The following is a 15,994-nucleotide window of genomic DNA, read 5'->3' on the forward strand; positions in this document are numbered from 1 at the left end:
AGACTGCTCCATCCCGCGCTTGTACGGTATAGCTTTCCTTTGAAATGCTTTTAAATTCTGGATATGTTGTGTGGTTTAGGGAGCAGGATTTGAACCTACGACCTTCGGGTTATGAGCCCGACGAGCTACCAGACTGCTCCATCCCGCGCCAGAAAATTATTGTTGTAAGCGCTTCATTTAATGCCTCGCTTCAACGTGGTGCGTATTATACATAGGGACTTTCGCAACACAAGTACCAGCATGCGAAATATTTCATTTTTCTGACTGTTAGCGGTTTAATTGACCAACATGAACAAAGTTAATACGAATTAACCGATTTTTAGCTCCTATTTACACACGTTGATTCAAGCTATTTAAATTTTTCCATTTTTTCAGCCAACGAAAAATCTAATTCTGTTAGCCCACCAGCGTCGTGCGTAGTCAATGTTACCTCTACTTTATTATAAACATTGAACCACTCCGGATGATGTTTTAGCTTTTCCGCCCAAATCGCAATTTGAGACATCCACCCAAAAGCTCGGATAAAGCTCTTAAACATAAACGTCTTTTTGATAGTGTCTCCACTTTGCTCCCATGGTGTGTCATCGGAAACCAGTTCATTGAGCGCTTTCAATTTTTCGTTAATTTCATTATCAGACAGCTTCGTCGCCATTCTTATCTCCTTCAATCACTGATGATTACGTAAAAGTCTTACCTACTACGAGATACTTTAATCGATTGGTTTAACATTAGAAGAGACTGGAGACAAAATCACAAAGAGGAGTGGAGGCTAAGGTTTACAAAAAAGCCACCCTTCAACTTTTATAGTCAAAGGGTGGCTATACTTCTACCTTATTAACAGATTAGAACTCGATAGCTAAGCGCGCATAGATTTGACGACCTCGTGGATCGTGAACCTTAGAGTCAAACCCGCTGTTAGTGAATAGCTGTGGAGGCTCTTCGTCGAACATGTTAATTGCGCCTAACGTCAACACATAACTTTGTTCTGTATCATATAAGCCGCCTAAGTCGATGTTGTATTGAGCATCTACCGTCAAGTGACTATCCACTTCGTAAAAGCCACCTGAACAACCACCCACGTTTGCAGTACCGTCCGCGCAATTTTGATCATCATCATATGATGAGATGTAGCGAAGGAAGATATTGGCTGCATGGATATCGTTTTGCCAAGCCAGTCCCAAGTTCGCGCGCAATTCAGGAGAAGACACACCAATGTTATTGAAGTTACGGCGTCCTGCACCATCAATGTTCCCTGCCTGTGGGTCCATCAAGTCATACTTAGTGATGTAGGTCGCATTCAACGTAGGTGTAAAGTTACCGAAGTCTGTCTCTATTTTATAACTAGTTACAAAATCAAGACCCGATGTTTCCAAAGAACTCGCGTTAACATACGTGTTATTTACTTGAAGAACAGGTCCAGTCAGCGGATCTCCAGCACGGATGACGCGGTCTGGGTTAGTCGGATCATCATTTAGTACCGCCTGCGCGTTCTCTTGAATGATCAAGTCTTCAAACTCGAAATTCCAATAATCAACTTCAACAGAAAAGTCTCTGAAAGGCTCGTATGAGAAGCCAATATTATAGGCTGTCGACTCTTCAGGTTTTAGCTCTTCATTACCCGATGTTCTAACAGCTACAAATGCCGTAGCACCTTGAACGGGGTCAATAAGCTGTTGCAACGACGTTGCGCCACCTTGTGCTAAGAACACTGTTGGCGCTCTAAACGACGTAGATATCGAGCCGCGAAGTGAAAACTCATCAGTCGCACGCCACGAAATCGCTAACTTTGGATCCACCGTACTTCCAATGGTACCGCCGTAATCTTCATAACGAACCGCTAGCTGAACATCTAATTCGTCATTTATTGGTAATGCAAGTTCACCGAACGCTGCCCATACATCCTGGCTACCATCAATATCAGGGTTGCCGATAACGAATGTGAAACTGTCTTGGTTAGCAAGGTCATCGTAATCTTGGCTAAGCTGGTTTTCACGATATTGAACACCCAATGCTAACGCCGCAAAGCCACCGCCCATTTCGAACACATCAAACGATGTAAACGCTTCGAAAACTTCGAGATCCGCTTTAGAGTCGATCACTTCGGTTCCCGTAAAGGAGCTAACCACGTAATCAGAGTTAGGCGCCGTTGTGTAAGACGTTGCAAATGGGTTGAAGAATTCGCAATCCCCTACCCCTGGCGTTCCAGCGATAGGGTCACAATTAGAGCCACCTAGACCGTATAGCGCAAGCTGAAACTCGGTATTTAGTACGTCAGGAACCCTAAATACAAAATCGTTAACCGCACGTGTATAGCTTACTTCCCAGAACCCAGTGTCTGTCACACCTTGTAAACTGGTGCTAAAGCGAAAGGTATCTGATTCGGTATTCGCTGGGTCACCAGGGAAGCCGTTACCTTCAGCGCGGCCGAAGAAAGCGACAGGCTGACCAAATGGATTCTGCGGATGATAATCCGGAACAATTGGAGAGGTTAAAATTGGGAAGCTCGGTGCTCCACCACGTTCAGCACGGTTTCTCGCTAAACTGAATTCAGCCGACCATGTAATATCGTTATCGAACTCGTAGTCTGCACGCACATAAGCATTTGTTCGGCTCTCATCGGCAACATATGAATAAAATTTACCGAAATCAAAACCACAAAAACCAATTTCTAAACCTGGCACTGTACCACTTGGCGCAAGTAAATTGGGTGCACCACCAAACTCCTCACATCCGTACGGGTCGATAATGGGCAGTGCCCCTGCACCTGGAATGTTTAAGAAGAAAGAGCCTGGGTTACCCAGAGCACTTGTATCGTCTTGGGGACGACTTAGTCGTCTATCGCTGAGAAAAAGCGGCGAACGGTTGGTATAGCTTATCGCCGCTAGTACGCTTCCGTTATCTCCGGTTGCGCCCCATAAACCTTGTAAAATGTATTCTTTGTTGTCGCCATGCGCACCATCTTGATAGTCAAGGCTTACCATTGCTCCGTCATAATTGCGTTTGGTGATAAAGTTAACGACACCTGCAACGGCATCAGAACCATACAGAGCCGACGCACCATCTTTAACCACTTCCATACGATCAATGGCTATCATCGGTACAAGAGAACTGGTATCGACGAAGTTCAAGCCTTCGTTCGTTGGTTGCGCTGTAACGACCTGACGCTTGTTGTTAAGTAAAACCAGAGTAGACGCTACGCCTAAACCACGAAGGTTAATATTCGACGTACCCGCTGTTGCGTTTTGCGTAAAAGCATCTGGGTTGTTTTCAGCACCCGTGTTAATAGTGAGTGTTTGTGTAATATCCGCAATATTCTTTGCGCCAATCGCGTCGATAGCCACGCTATCTACCACGGCTAGTGGAGAAGGAGATTCGAAGTTTTCGCTACGGCGAACAAAACTACCGGTAACCAAAATGAGTTCTACGTCTTTCTTAGCTTCTTGCTCACTTTCAACGTCTGCTTCTTGGGCTGATGCGATATAAGGAGAGCAAAATAAAGCAGTACCGACCATTGCCGCCACTGCTGTCTTACGCGTTTTAAATTTCATAGTGTGATTCCAAATCTGGGCTTATCACTACCGGCATTACTACCCACACTTTCCGCTAGCGACAGGCTGTTCGATTTCGTGTTGTTATTGTCTGAGGCCATGAACAAATATTGACCTACGCAATTGATACTATGCTTGAATTTCACCTTTGTAAATTTATTGTGAATAATATGTTTACATTAATTTTACACATGGTCTGACCAGATATCCTTTAGGATAAATTGAAGCCTCTCCACTGAATTTAGCCATATCCCAATTGAGAATATGTTTCCCAATATGGGAAATTTATTCATTACGCTTGATGGATCGCGCACCTCAAAAACCAGGCATACCCTCCAATTTTCAATGCGTTACAAGATTATTTTGAAAGGAATGATTCTTGAAACATCAGGAACACTTTATATGAAGGTGCACGAGGTCTATGGAGTTTCCAAAAATAGATGAGGTTTATAAATTACTCAGCGAAAAGCTAGAGTCTTGGGTAGAAGGTGGCATTACGCTTCTTCCTAACATTGTAGTCGCATTTTTTATTGCGATAGCCTTTGGCATTATCGCCAAAGTGATCGGCAACGTTGCTGGCAAGATTATGCGCAGAACGTTTGAGTCTCGACAAATTGCAAGCCTCCTCACCTCCATAATCAAATCTATCGTTTTAATAGCGGGAATTTTCATTGCGCTAGACTTTGTTGGCCTTAAAGGTACTGTCACCTCTTTACTTGCAGGCGCAGGTATCGTCGGGTTGGCCATTGGTTTTGCGTTTCAGGATATGACGGAAAACTTCATTGCCGGTGTAGCCATGGGAATTCGAAAACCCTTTGAAATTGGTGACGTCATTGAGGCAGAAGGTGTATTTGGTAACGTAAAGGAAATAAACCTTAGAAACACCTTAGTTGAAACCTTTTATGGTCAACTTGAAGTTATACCCAACAAGATTCTTTTCCGAAATATATTGACCAATTATTCATATCTTGGTTATCGAAGAATAGAGATCCCTGTCGGCATTTCTTATGCTGATGATATAGAAGAAGCCGCCAAAGTTATTACGGATGCTATGAATGAAAAAGATTATGTCATCAAAAAAGAAGAGACCGCGGTTTACGCAGAGTCTTTTGGCGATTCAAGTATCAACCTATTACTGTGGTTTTGGATTCGATATCCAGGAGAGCCAGGATTTATGGTCGTACGCCACGACGCGATCAGTACAGTAAAAACGGTATTAGAAGAAAACGATATTCTTATTCCTTTCCCTATCAGAACATTGGATTTCAATGCTAAAGGGGGAGATAAGCTTAATAGCATGCTTAAAAAGCAGGATGAGAGAAGTTCAAGTAAAGGTAATACAAATTCATCAACTGAGCAGTCTGATGTGAAAGCGGGTGATAACCCTGAGCAACCCGCAGAAGAATGAAACTAACGGAGATGCAAATGGAAATGTTAAATTCAAAAACACTTAAACACGCTTTTTTAGTACTTATACTCGCAGCCAGTTTTGGGAGTTTAGGCGGTTGTGCAACAGTTGAAGGGGCCGGTAAAGATATTCAAAGTGCTGGAGAAGCCATTGAAGAAGGTGCCGAAGAAGCGTCTAACTAACTCGTTTCTGTCGACATAGGTCTTGCCGATAAAGTAGGACTGTGTAGGTAAAAGCCTGACGATCGCTAAACTAGGCCCTGTTGACCTTTGCTATATATCAAAGGTCAACAAACGCCAGCATCTCAGGCTTTTTTATTTTGTGGCACCATGTTTTTGCAATACACGGTGCGACATATCAACTAGACAACGACGTAGCACACGCATCGTCATACGCATTTGGCAATATGCCGTACTAGTCTGTACAGCCACTTTTACTGCGTAAAACAGCAATCTATCAAGGCTTAAGCACCGCGAGCATGAGAAAGCCACCTATCAGCGCTGGGTTCCCATTCGATTTAAGTAAGCAACTTGCCTCTACTTTATAAAGCTTCCCTTGCGCCTTTTCAGTGATTTCGACAAGTTTGAATCGGTATTTAACGGCATCATTACTTTTTACTGGTTCAAGAAAACGTAACTTATCAATGCCATAATTGATCATAGACGCGATACGTTCGTCTGGCGCGATTACCTCAGCGAATGCTTTAGGCATGAGACTGGCAGTCAAGAAGCCGTGAGCAATTGTTGTTTTAAAGGGACTTTCTTTTTCACAGCGCGCAGCATCTAAATGTATCCACTGGTGATCGCCGGTAGCGTCTGCAAACTGATTGATCATATCCTGCGTAACCGTCAGCCATTCAGGTTGTTCAAGGGTATCTCCCACTGCTAAGTCTAAAAGTGTTCTCATTTTTCAGTCCAATCTCCATTTATTGACGATAAAACTACTATTATTACCTTGAATGTTTCAATTAACTTTTAATAATAGGTATTTATAAATATTCTTGTTACACTAACGTAAATAATTCGTAGATGCTATGTAGCATTGGATCACAGTTTTCTATTAAACGCACCGTGATACAAACAAGCGCCTCTTCATCTATTGGCTTTTTTCAGGGCACTCGCTCTTAAAGGATTAGTTATGAATCTCAATAGAATCGATTTGAACCTTTTTGCAGTATTCGACGCCATTTACACGGCAGGAAGCTTAACCAAGGCAGCAGATGTCTTATGCATTACTCAACCAGCGGTAAGTAACTCTTTAGCAAGGCTAAGAGAAATGCTTAACGACCCGCTGTTCGTTCGTACCGGCCACAGTATGACGCCTACCCCCGTGGCGCAAAATATTATTGTTCCAGCTCGACAAGCCTTAGCCTTACTACGCAGAAGCGTGCAAGAAAGTCATACATTCGACCCTCTCACAGCCGAGAAGTCCTTTAACTTTGCCAGCCGTGATTTGCTTGAAGTAAGCATTATGCCTCGTCTCATTTCACGTTTGCAGAATTTGGCGCCAAATATTGGGTTAACCAATTACGAGATTCCTAGAAGCCAAGTTGTTTCGGCGATGGCATCGGGCACGTTGGACTTTTACTCAGATGCATCGACATTTACAGACCCTCATTTGTGTAAAGAAAAAATCGCCCAAGACAGACTTGTTGTGTTAGCGCGTAAAAATCACCCCGCGCTCAAAAACGGGCTTAACTTAGATACCTTTCTACGATTAGGCCATATTAATGTGTCACAGCGTAAGTCTGGTGTGGGCCCAATAGATATTGCGTTAGATAAAATGGGCAAAAGACGCAAGGAAGTTATGCGAGGTCAACATTTTTTAACCGTACCAAGTACGATAGTAAAGACAGACCTAATCGCGTGCCTGCCGTATCACCTTGCTAAACATTACGATCTAGCGTTGTACGAGGTTCCTTTTGATTTACCGCCTGTAGAGTATTTCCTTTATTGGCATGTAAGCGCCGACCATGATCACGCTCATATGTGGATGCGTGAACAAATAATGGAAGTAGCGAGCAACTATAAACCTCACTAACATAGACAAAGCAAAAGCCCTGTTTAAACAGGGCTTTTTTTACTTTTGAGTAAATTAAACTTACAGCACGTTGAAGCTTATCGAACTCTGATGCTCATCATTGTGATAAATCGTGTGGAATGCTCTGGTGAAATCGCTCTCTTTAGCGTTAAAAATGTTTTCAACATAATTCTGCGGGTTTAAATCAAGAAACGGAAACATGCTACTTTGTATTTGAATTTGTAGCTTATGTCCTCGTTTGAATGTATGTAATACATCGTAAAGTTCAAAGCCAATTTCCGTGGGCTGATTAGGAAAAAACGCTTTGGGCTTACTCATACTTTCTCTAAAACGACCGCGTAACACGCCCCAACGCACCAACTCATAGCGATTACCTTTCTCCATATCCGCCTTATTGACATTGTCATCTACAGACGGAAAAACATCGACCAGTTTTACGACTACATCGGCAGCAGATTTGTTTGTTGAAAACCACAAATTTAGGTCTATGGCGCCAGCGATAGTGAGGTCGTTTTCTAGTATTTCTGTTTCGAATACCAGCACATCAGGCCTTCTCGCTGCAAACCTCTGATCTTCGACCATATAGGGTCTATCCCACCCGCGGCTAATTTTTGCAGAGTGTGGAACGGGTTTGTTCGGATCGCTCACATATTCGCTGCTTCCGGTGTTATTTGCATTTTCAACCAGCTTTTCCTTTCCTGCTAAGAACAACGTTTTTTGAGATGTATCTTTGGGTGGCCAGACATCAAAGTGACGCCAACGATTACTCCCCGTTTCAAACATAGTTGCAGTGGCAATGTTTGCATCATTGGCCCCTTTCAAGTGTTGCTTGAAGAACGGCAATAACACGTCTTTTTGAAACCAAGCGCTGGTGTCAAATCCGAAATGCGCTTCGCCGAGTTCCGTTCCACCTTTTTCACTCTGCCATTGACCGTGATACCAAGGACCCATCACCAGCTTTACATGATCCTTTTTGTTGTTATGTGACATGGTTTGGTAGGTGTAAAGCGGGCCGTATAAGTCTTCGGTGTCGTACCAACCGCCGACAACCAGCGTCGCAGGCTTTGTCTTAGATAAATGTTGCAATACATCTCGTGACTTCCAATAGTCGTCATAATTAGGGTGTTGAATAACTTCATTCCAAAATGGTCGTTCACCGTGAAAGTACTTGTCGTTGACATTGGAAAGCGGCCCTAAATTTTTAAAAAATTGATAGCCATCTGGTGTTTCTGACTTCATTCCTTCAGGCCAATAAGCAAACGTACCATCACGCTGCTTATCAAACGTGTCGAAAAATATAAACGCCATAGGGGTCACAAACGCCCCATTTCGATGGAAGTCATCAAAAAACCAATCTGCAATTGGAGCTTGTGGAGAAATAGCCTTTAGCGCGGGGTGGCTATTTATAGAGGCGACTGACGTGTAATAGCCAGGATACGATGTGCCCCACATCCCCACTTTTCCGTTATTGCCTTCAACATTTTTTACAAGCCACTCAATAGTGTCATAGGTATCAGTAGCATCATCCGTGGCATCTTTACCGCGCTTATAAGCGTCTTGAGGACGCATATTGACAAAATCTCCTTCAGACATGAATTTGCCGCGCACATCTTGGAATACGAATATAAAACCTTCCTTTTCGAAAGCTTCGCTCGGTCCCAAGCGCTTTTTGTACTTACTAACACCATAAGGAGCAACGCGATAAGGCGTACGCTGCATCATAAAAGGGTAAGTGTCTGTTCTATCGTTTGGCACATAGACTGACGTAAACAGTTTTACGCCATCACGCATTGGAATTTGGTATTCGTATTTCGTGTAGTTTGCCATTATATAGGCTTCCCTAGCATCGGTTTCACTTTGTTCACTGAATGCATACGTTGTTGTTAACAAAAGTACCACCAGCATAACGCTGCGCATTACCACCTTCATTTTCTGTCCTTTTTTGTTATTGGATTAATTCATTTACCACCGCGATAGGGTGACGTGGCTTTTTACCTTCAAACCTTGCAACTTGGCTTCGACATGAAAAGCCGCTTACAAGCACTTCATGCTGTGTGCTACATTGCTTGAACACACCTGACCAACTTAATTCGTAAAGCGCTTTTGAATTTTTATAATGTGAAGCTTCGTGACCATAGGCTCCAGCCATACCGCAACATCCTGAGGGCTGCACTGTTAAATTAGCACCAAGTTTCTCAAAAATGCTTTGCCAGCGGGTTGTCAGCGCCGGCATAGCCGTTTTTTCACTACAGTGTGCAAGCAAACTGAATCGCTTTTTAATCATCGCCTTTACTATGTGCTTTTCAGTTAAAACCAAATCCAGCCATTCATCGATAGTATGCACAAAGAAGTTACCTCTTTTATCACGCAAATACTTCTTGTATTCATCTCTGTAACACAACACTAGCGACGCATCAGTGCCTACCATAGTTATGTCTAGTGCATGGAGTTGATTGAGTAAGTTAGCGGTCTTTATCGCTTGTTTTTCGAACTTATCCAGAAAGCCTTTTACGTGAGCAGGTTTTCCATTGGGCGTATACGGCACTACCATGGGTTTAAAGCCAAGCTTATAGATCACACTTATCAGCTTCTCGACGCTAGCCGCATCGTAATAACTGGTAAAGGGATCTTGAACGACAGCGATATAATTTTTTCGCTCTTCTGTATTCATTTGGGAAAGGCGTTGTAAATCAAACGGCACTGTTTGTGCTTTTACTCGGCTAGTTAACGTTGGATAAGAAAGCTGAGGAGCATCTTTATACCCTACTTGCTTCTCCAAGAAGCGCTTCACCCATTTTAGCTCTATTAGGGCATTATGAACTTTAGGCGCACGCGCGCTCAATGGAGCAATCGTTTCTATATTAGCAACCAGCATATCTTTTAAAGGTCGCAAATACCGTCGATAGTAAATAGACAAAAATATTGACCTGAAGTGCGGCACATCAATATTCACCGGGCATTGATGTGTACATGATTTGCACGCCAAACACCCATCCATGACCTCTTTGACTTCGTGTGAAAAGTCTGGCTTGTTACTTAAAATGGAGTTCTTAAACCGAGATAGAAAGTTACTTTTGAACTGCTTATACGACAACCCTTCACTTTCTAATGTAGTGCCGAATTTGGTACTAAGCGATAGTAGCCGCGTCCACTCTCTTAGCATGCTTGCGCGCCCTTTCGGTGTGTGCCGCCTATCGTGGGTAACCTTGCTAGACGGGCACATAGGTGATGTAGGCTCGTAGTTGAAACACAGTCCATTGCCGTTACATTCAAAAGCAGGAAACACATCTTGTTTTATGCTGACGGGAATAACCCGCTCAATCCCTGCTCTTTTAATATCTTTCACCGAGACTAATTTATCATCACTCTCTATCGGTGTGCAGATTTTGCCGGGGTTCATCTGGTTATGGGGGTCAAATACGGCTTTGATCTTGCGCATTTCATTGAACAGTGTTTCGCCAAAAAATGCGGGGCCGTATTCACTTCGAAATCCCTTGCCATGCTCTCCCCACATCAATCCACCATACTTAGCAACAAGTGCCACTACCTCATCAGAAAGCGTATGCATCAGTGCTTCTTGCTGTGGTTCTGATAAATCTAGTGCCGGCCTCACGTGCAAAACACCAGCATCAACGTGACCGAACATGCCATATTTTAAATTATGGCTGTCTAATAATGCTCGAAACTCACCAATGAAGTCGGCCAAGTTTTCCGGCGGGACAGCGGTATCTTCGGCAAATGCAATGGGCTTTTGATTGCCCTTTACCTTACCAAGCAGCCCAACGGCTTTTTTCCGCATAGCATAGATGCGCTGAATATCGGGCTTGTCATAGGTGACGCTATAGCCTGTTATACTGCTGCCATCTCGTCCTATCTCTTGTGTAATTGCCACTTCTAACTGTTCAATATGAACTTTCATTTCTTCTGCAGAATCGGCGTTGAACTCTACAAGATTTAAACCCAACAACTCGTTATCTGGAACATCTGCTATTAAATGATGAATGGAATGCCACACAATGTCGGTTTTCGCAAAGTTAAGTACCGTGCTATCGATGGTTTCAACACTGGTTGCTTTGGCTTTTACCAACACTGGCGCATGTCGAAGCGCCGCGTCAAATGAACGGTAGGATATGTTAACAAGCGCTTTCAGTGGCGCTATTTTATCAAGTGTTAACGTCGCTTCCGTAACAAACGCAAGTGAGCCCTCTGCACCTGTGATTAGCCTACCAATGTCAATGTTATCACCGTCAACTACGTGTTCTAAATCGTACCCCGTCAAAAAGCGGTTTAAGCGGGGAAATGTTTTTAAAATGCCCTCTCGATGTTGAATACAGGTACGCATTGCTTGTTGATAAATTGCGGCTTCTGACGTACAGCCACTTGCTTTAAGTAAAGCTTCATCCCGCGAAATTTTTGCGGTTTCAATTATCTCGCCATTCGCAAGCACTGCTTTTAGTCCGATGACGTGGTCGCTGGTTTTACCATACACTAATGACCCCTGCCCCGACGCATCAGTGCTTATCATACCGCCAAGCGTAGCGCGATTGCTGGTTGATAGATCAGGGGAAAAGAACAGGCCGTGCGGGCGCAATGCGTCGTTGAGTGAATCTTTGACTATACCCGCTTGAACCCTAACCCACCCTTCTTCCAGGTTCAGTTCAATGATCTCATTTAGATAACGACGGATATCGACAACGATACCATCGGTTAAACTCTGCCCATTAGTACCAGTGCCACCACCACGGGCAGAGAATGCGACATCTGGGAAGTGGCTGCCTAATTTACCTATACACTGACAATCTTCAGTAGATTTTGGGTAGATAATGGCCTGCGGGACTTTGTAATAGACTGAGTTGTCAGTAGCATGCGCGATGCGAGCACTATAGGCCGTTTCGATATCACCGGTGAAGTCACTCATCTTTAGGCGCTCTACAAATGCTTTATATTGTGCGGCTAGATTGGATTCGACCGTCAACGCGGGAAGAGTCACTTGTTGATTTTCCTATGTTAAAAATGAGGGAGATTTTGTTACTGCGAAATTTTCTTACCTTAAGCGTATATCGCGGTGAACACCCCGCCTAAATGTTATAATATAACATATCATGATTAATTCATAGGGATGTACTCCCTGCTATGATAGCCTTGTGTGAGAGTTTTGATATTTTCATATGACTTTCAACGAAGACATTCACAATGATAAAAGCTGTACCTACTAACATCATTACTGGCTTTTTGGGTGTGGGTAAAACATCCTCGCTATTACATTTATTAAAACAAAAACCTGCAAATGAACGCTGGGCAATACTAATCAATGAGTTTGGTGAGATTGGTATCGATGGCTCATTGGTAAACGGCTCGCGAAATAAAGCACCTAACAATAATGCTAGCAATGAAAAGCGAGTATTTATTAGAGAAGTGCCGGGTGGGTGTATGTGCTGTGCCGCGGGGCTGCCAATGCAGATTGCTCTTAATCAGCTGTTGGCCGAATCTAAACCAAACCGTTTGCTTATTGAGCCGACTGGTTTGGGGCATCCTATAGAAGTACTACAAACACTAGCTGCCGAGCATTATCAAGACGTTCTCGACATACAAAAAACGGTAACTTTGGTTGACGCAAGAAAGCTCGCTGATCCTCGCTATACCTCTCATGATACCTTCAATCAGCAAATCGCCATTGCTGACGTTATTGTGGGGAACAAACAAGACCTTTACACTCATTCAGATGCCGAAGCATTGGAGACCTATGTCGTCCAACGTACCAAGCCAAACACGCCCGTCTTACTGTGCGAAAAGGGAGAGTTCCCAATTAGCGTATTAAAGGGAAGCTCAAGTGCACTTACTCATATCAAAGCACAAAAATTGCACGACCACAAAACTACCACTACGCCATCAATAAATGAACAGCCTTTTCCTGACTCAGGTGTATTGAGAGTAGAGAATAAAGGCGAAGGTTTTAAAGCTGTCGGGTGGCGTTTCTCACCTTCCAGGGAGTTTGACCGCATTGCACTACTAAAATGGATGCACAACCTTAACGTTGAAAGGCTTAAAGCAGTTGTCATAACAAGTGACGGTGTCTTTAGCTATAACGTTGTTGACAACGAGGTTACCGAAGCCGAATTAAGTGAGTGTAGTGAAACTAAAATTGAAATTATCGCTATTGAACTTAACCCTATATGGGATGAAGAGCTCACAAAGTGTCTTTCGGTTTACTAGTGCAATAATTTTTAGCATCAAGGCAGTCTTTTTATAACATTTGACGCAGCAACAGCGCGAGGCTATCACGCGGCACCAAAGAGAGAAGCGCCGCCGCAGTGTTATTGAAATTAGAGGTGGTGTATTTGTCTAAATATTACCCCGTGAATACACAATGTTGCCCGCAACTATGGTTGTATGCGTTTCTCCATACAGCGTTTCTCCTATAAATGGCGAGTTCTGAGACTTAGAGGCGAAAAAGGATGGCGTTACCGTAAACGCGTTATTTAAGTCGAACAGCACAAGATCTGCCACTTCGCCTTGTTTAATTCTTCCACAGCGTATGCCGAAAATGTCACCTGCATTTTTACTCATTAAATCGATGGCACGACCAAGCGTTAGCTTTTCGGTTTTTACGAAATGGGTGAAGATCAGAGGAAACGCAGTTTCAAGACCAATAATCCCAAACGGTGCCTGTTCAATAGGTTGCTTTTTTTCCTCAGGTGAGTGAGGTGCATGATCCGTTGCTATAGCGTCTATTACACCCTCAACAAGGGCATTTTGACACGCCAGCATATCTTCTCTAGAACGAAGTGGTGGATTCATTTTCCAATTCGCATCTAAAGTCCCATCAGATTTTATGGCGATATCTTCGTCACATAACAACAAGTGATGAGGAGAAACTTCTACAGTAACGTTGGCGCCACGTTCTTTTGCTTGCTTTACCGCTTCAATAGAAGCCGATGTGGAAACATGCAATACGTGATAATGACCACCGGTTTCCAAACTATAGTCACAACCACGTTCGACGTGCACAGATTCAGAGGCTGACTTTATACCCTTCACATTGAATTTTTTTGAAATTTCGCCTTCATGTATTGCTCCCCCATTTGATAAAGTCTCGTCTTCACTGTGATCGAGAACTGGAACCCCTAGGTGCTTAGCACTAACGAGAGCTTGCTTAAATAACGCATTGTTTTGAACGCCTTTACCGTCGTCGGTAATTGCCACTGCACCAGCGCTTGTTAAGGCGCTGAAGTCAGTCATGGACTTTCCTTCTAATCCCTTTGAAAGCGCGCCCGTTGGGTAGACTTTACACAAGCCTTTTTTAGCTGCTGTTTCTACCATGAAACGTACAGTATCTGCATTATCAGCTGTAGGCGTTGTATTAGGCATTGAAACTACTGCTGTAAACCCACCTTTAACCGCGGCTTTACTACCCGATTCTATGTCTTCTTTGTATTCCATCCCCGGTTCCCTGAAATGTACTTGGGGATCAAGAAGGCCAGGCGATAAAAACAAGGCTTTCGCATCTATGGTCTTTACCGACTTTATAGTGATGGGGGTTTCCGAAAGAGCAGCTATTTTTCCGCCATCAATTAATAGTGAAACAGACGTTATTTCATCTTCATTTTTGCCTAATAACCGTGACGAGGTAGAGGCATTATTTATAATTAGTTTCATGACACTAAAGATATGAGTAGATTAAAAAAGTAGCGCTGCATTACTTGCAGTGCTTGCAGATACACGCCACTTCAAGGTGTGGCGTTACAATATCGCACCCTAGATTTTTAGCTTGCTTAACAAGATTTTCAGATATGATTGGGTCTATCGCAACTTCTTCAACAGAGCCACATTGAACACAAATTAAAAACTGTGAGTACCCGTGATGCTCGCAACATTTTGCTTGAGAACACGCGACAAACTTGTTGTTCAAATTCAGTTTGTGTACTAAATCAGTCTCAGTGAGAAACTCTAGTGCGCGATATATCGTCATAGGCTTTACATCTTCAGAATACCTCGTAGTGAACATATCCTTTATCTCGTAAGCGGAAAGCGGAGCTTGGGCATCTATTAATAAGTTCAATACTCTTTTGCGTTTTTCTGTTAAGCGCAAACCGTCCGAGTCGCATTTATCCTTTGCTACCGCAAGTAAATTTACAAACCGTCGATTCATATAACCCTAGCGTCAAAATGACGATTTCCTGTGACATTAAATGGCATGGCGTTCACAACCCAAAGCGATTAATTACGCACCTTAAGTGTTACATTATAACATATCACTTTCAAGTGATTATTGTCAGCCCTGCACCACAAAAAGGCACTAAAGAATTGTTTTTGTAAAAGAGTGGTTCAAGCCTCGATGCGAACGACAGAGGCTTAATTCAATTACCTTACTATACTTATGAAACCACATACCTAAGTATCGCTTAGAACGTTTTCAAGATTTCATTTTTGTCGTTTAATCCTCCCGAACAAACAAACAATCTATAGAAGTACTTGAGGAATTAACCATGTTGAAAATTGTTAAAACTTCTCTTGTTATCGCAGCGACATTAGGTGTGTCGGGCGTAGCACAGGCTGATGTTAACGAAGCACTAGCGAATATTTGCACTATCGTTCAAGCGGACGATAAAGGCGAACTACGTAAGAAAATGCGTTCAGTCGAATCAGACTACCGTATGAAACTTAAAGACTACTACTCAGCAATTAGCTGTGGCGGTAACAGCCTAATTCGTACAGCACTGCTAAACAATGCTTTAGAAGCTGGCGAGTTACTTGTTAAGAAAATGCCAAAAAGTGATTTAGAAGCACCTGAAGCTGACGGAAAAACACTTCAAGCTTGGGTTGCGGAAAACGGTCTGCAAAATAACCCAATTGCTGCGGTTATCAACGACCGCCTATAAAACAGTTTCACACCATGTGAACCAGTTCAACATGGTTGCAGAGAAATCTGCACTTTAGAAAGCGACCCTCGGGTCGCTTTTTTCTTTTGTATCAGTCTATAAAATTCAATGCATAAAAA

12 protein-coding genes and 1 tRNA gene are annotated in these 15,994 nt (G+C 43.1%); 5 read left to right on the top strand and 8 right to left on the bottom strand.

Annotated features, from left to right (window positions below; all coding sequences use genetic code 11):
* Positions 1 to 71: 71 nt before the first annotated feature.
* The 3 genes from QVA83_RS21025 to QVA83_RS21035 form a co-directional block, all read right to left on the bottom strand.
* Positions 72 to 146: transfer RNA gene (locus tag QVA83_RS21025), tRNA-Met, on the bottom strand.
* Positions 147 to 349: 203 nt separating this feature from the next.
* Positions 350 to 652, bottom strand: coding sequence for a 4a-hydroxytetrahydrobiopterin dehydratase (locus tag QVA83_RS21030; RefSeq protein WP_014949251.1), 303 nt, complete (start codon positions 650 to 652; stop codon positions 350 to 352).
* A gap of 190 nt (positions 653 to 842) precedes the next feature.
* Positions 843 to 3,548: a TonB-dependent receptor gene (locus QVA83_RS21035; protein ID WP_014976347.1), complete on the bottom strand. Its 2,706-nt coding sequence runs from the start codon at positions 3,546 to 3,548 to the stop codon at positions 843 to 845.
* Between the two features lie 421 nt (positions 3,549 to 3,969).
* Between QVA83_RS21035 and QVA83_RS21040 the strand changes: the two genes are divergently transcribed.
* Positions 3,970 to 4,956 (top strand): mechanosensitive ion channel family protein, encoded by a 987-nt coding sequence (locus QVA83_RS21040; RefSeq protein WP_014976346.1) that lies wholly within the window; start codon positions 3,970 to 3,972, stop codon positions 4,954 to 4,956.
* A gap of 17 nt (positions 4,957 to 4,973) precedes the next feature.
* Entirely contained in the window at positions 4,974 to 5,138 is a 165-nt protein-coding gene (locus tag QVA83_RS21045; protein ID WP_014949248.1) for an entericidin A/B family lipoprotein, read from the top strand.
* A gap of 274 nt (positions 5,139 to 5,412) precedes the next feature.
* Here QVA83_RS21045 and QVA83_RS21050 read toward each other — a convergent pair whose 3' ends face one another.
* The gene (locus QVA83_RS21050; RefSeq protein WP_014949247.1) at positions 5,413 to 5,862 is read right to left on the bottom strand and encodes a MaoC family dehydratase; all 450 of its coding nucleotides are present in this window, start codon (positions 5,860 to 5,862) and stop codon (positions 5,413 to 5,415) included.
* A gap of 231 nt (positions 5,863 to 6,093) precedes the next feature.
* On the opposite strand from QVA83_RS21050, the gene QVA83_RS21055 reads away from it, so the two are divergent.
* A complete protein-coding gene (locus QVA83_RS21055; protein WP_014949246.1) occupies positions 6,094 to 6,996 on the top strand; it encodes a LysR family transcriptional regulator in 903 nt (300 codons plus the stop codon).
* Positions 6,997 to 7,056: 60 nt separating this feature from the next.
* Here QVA83_RS21055 and QVA83_RS21060 read toward each other — a convergent pair whose 3' ends face one another.
* Both QVA83_RS21060 and ydiJ read right to left on the bottom strand, forming a co-directional pair.
* Positions 7,057 to 8,925, bottom strand: a complete 1,869-nt coding sequence (locus QVA83_RS21060) for a CocE/NonD family hydrolase (protein ID WP_156078275.1) — start codon at positions 8,923 to 8,925, stop codon at positions 7,057 to 7,059.
* 16 nt (positions 8,926 to 8,941) lie between these two features.
* Positions 8,942 to 11,986, bottom strand: coding sequence for a D-2-hydroxyglutarate dehydrogenase YdiJ (gene ydiJ / locus QVA83_RS21065; protein ID WP_156078274.1), 3,045 nt, complete (start codon positions 11,984 to 11,986; stop codon positions 8,942 to 8,944).
* 203 nt (positions 11,987 to 12,189) lie between these two features.
* Between ydiJ and QVA83_RS21070 the strand changes: the two genes are divergently transcribed.
* Complete coding sequence (locus QVA83_RS21070) at positions 12,190 to 13,209, top strand: CobW family GTP-binding protein (RefSeq protein ID WP_156078273.1); 1,020 nt, start codon at positions 12,190 to 12,192, stop codon at positions 13,207 to 13,209.
* A 129-nt stretch (positions 13,210 to 13,338) separates the two neighbouring features.
* Here QVA83_RS21070 and QVA83_RS21075 read toward each other — a convergent pair whose 3' ends face one another.
* Positions 13,339 to 14,652 (bottom strand): dihydroorotase, encoded by a 1,314-nt coding sequence (locus QVA83_RS21075; protein WP_156078272.1) that lies wholly within the window; start codon positions 14,650 to 14,652, stop codon positions 13,339 to 13,341.
* 40 nt (positions 14,653 to 14,692) lie between these two features.
* Positions 14,693 to 15,145 (bottom strand): Fur family transcriptional regulator, encoded by a 453-nt coding sequence (locus QVA83_RS21080; RefSeq protein ID WP_014949241.1) that lies wholly within the window; start codon positions 15,143 to 15,145, stop codon positions 14,693 to 14,695.
* Between the two features lie 337 nt (positions 15,146 to 15,482).
* Here QVA83_RS21080 and QVA83_RS21085 point away from each other — a divergent pair, with 337 nt between their 5' ends.
* The gene (locus QVA83_RS21085; RefSeq protein ID WP_156078271.1) at positions 15,483 to 15,875 is read left to right on the top strand and encodes a DUF3718 domain-containing protein; all 393 of its coding nucleotides are present in this window, start codon (positions 15,483 to 15,485) and stop codon (positions 15,873 to 15,875) included.
* Positions 15,876 to 15,994: the final 119 nt, after the last annotated feature.

The sequence above is a fragment of the Alteromonas sp. AO-Serp genome, assembly GCF_017849675.1.
GTDB classification, from domain to species: Bacteria; Pseudomonadota; Gammaproteobacteria; order Enterobacterales; family Alteromonadaceae; genus Alteromonas; species Alteromonas macleodii.

What these genes read in the sequence shown, in the direction of transcription:
- QVA83_RS21070 (WP_156078273.1), top strand. Translation starts at nt 12,190, where the DNA reads ATGATAAAAGCTGTACCTACTAACATCATTACTGGCTTTTTGGGTGTG.
- QVA83_RS21080 (WP_014949241.1), bottom strand. Translation starts at nt 15,145, where the DNA reads ATGAATCGACGGTTTGTAAATTTACTTGCGGTAGCAAAGGATAAATGC.
- QVA83_RS21040 (WP_014976346.1), top strand. Translation starts at nt 3,970, where the DNA reads ATGGAGTTTCCAAAAATAGATGAGGTTTATAAATTACTCAGCGAAAAG.
- QVA83_RS21060 (WP_156078275.1), bottom strand. Translation starts at nt 8,925, where the DNA reads ATGAAGGTGGTAATGCGCAGCGTTATGCTGGTGGTACTTTTGTTAACA.
- QVA83_RS21075 (WP_156078272.1), bottom strand. Translation starts at nt 14,652, where the DNA reads ATGAAACTAATTATAAATAATGCCTCTACCTCGTCACGGTTATTAGGC.
- QVA83_RS21045 (WP_014949248.1), top strand. Translation starts at nt 4,974, where the DNA reads ATGGAAATGTTAAATTCAAAAACACTTAAACACGCTTTTTTAGTACTT.
- QVA83_RS21050 (WP_014949247.1), bottom strand. Translation starts at nt 5,862, where the DNA reads ATGAGAACACTTTTAGACTTAGCAGTGGGAGATACCCTTGAACAACCT.
- QVA83_RS21055 (WP_014949246.1), top strand. Translation starts at nt 6,094, where the DNA reads ATGAATCTCAATAGAATCGATTTGAACCTTTTTGCAGTATTCGACGCC.
- QVA83_RS21030 (WP_014949251.1), bottom strand. Translation starts at nt 652, where the DNA reads ATGGCGACGAAGCTGTCTGATAATGAAATTAACGAAAAATTGAAAGCG.
- QVA83_RS21035 (WP_014976347.1), bottom strand. Translation starts at nt 3,548, where the DNA reads ATGAAATTTAAAACGCGTAAGACAGCAGTGGCGGCAATGGTCGGTACT.
- QVA83_RS21085 (WP_156078271.1), top strand. Translation starts at nt 15,483, where the DNA reads ATGTTGAAAATTGTTAAAACTTCTCTTGTTATCGCAGCGACATTAGGT.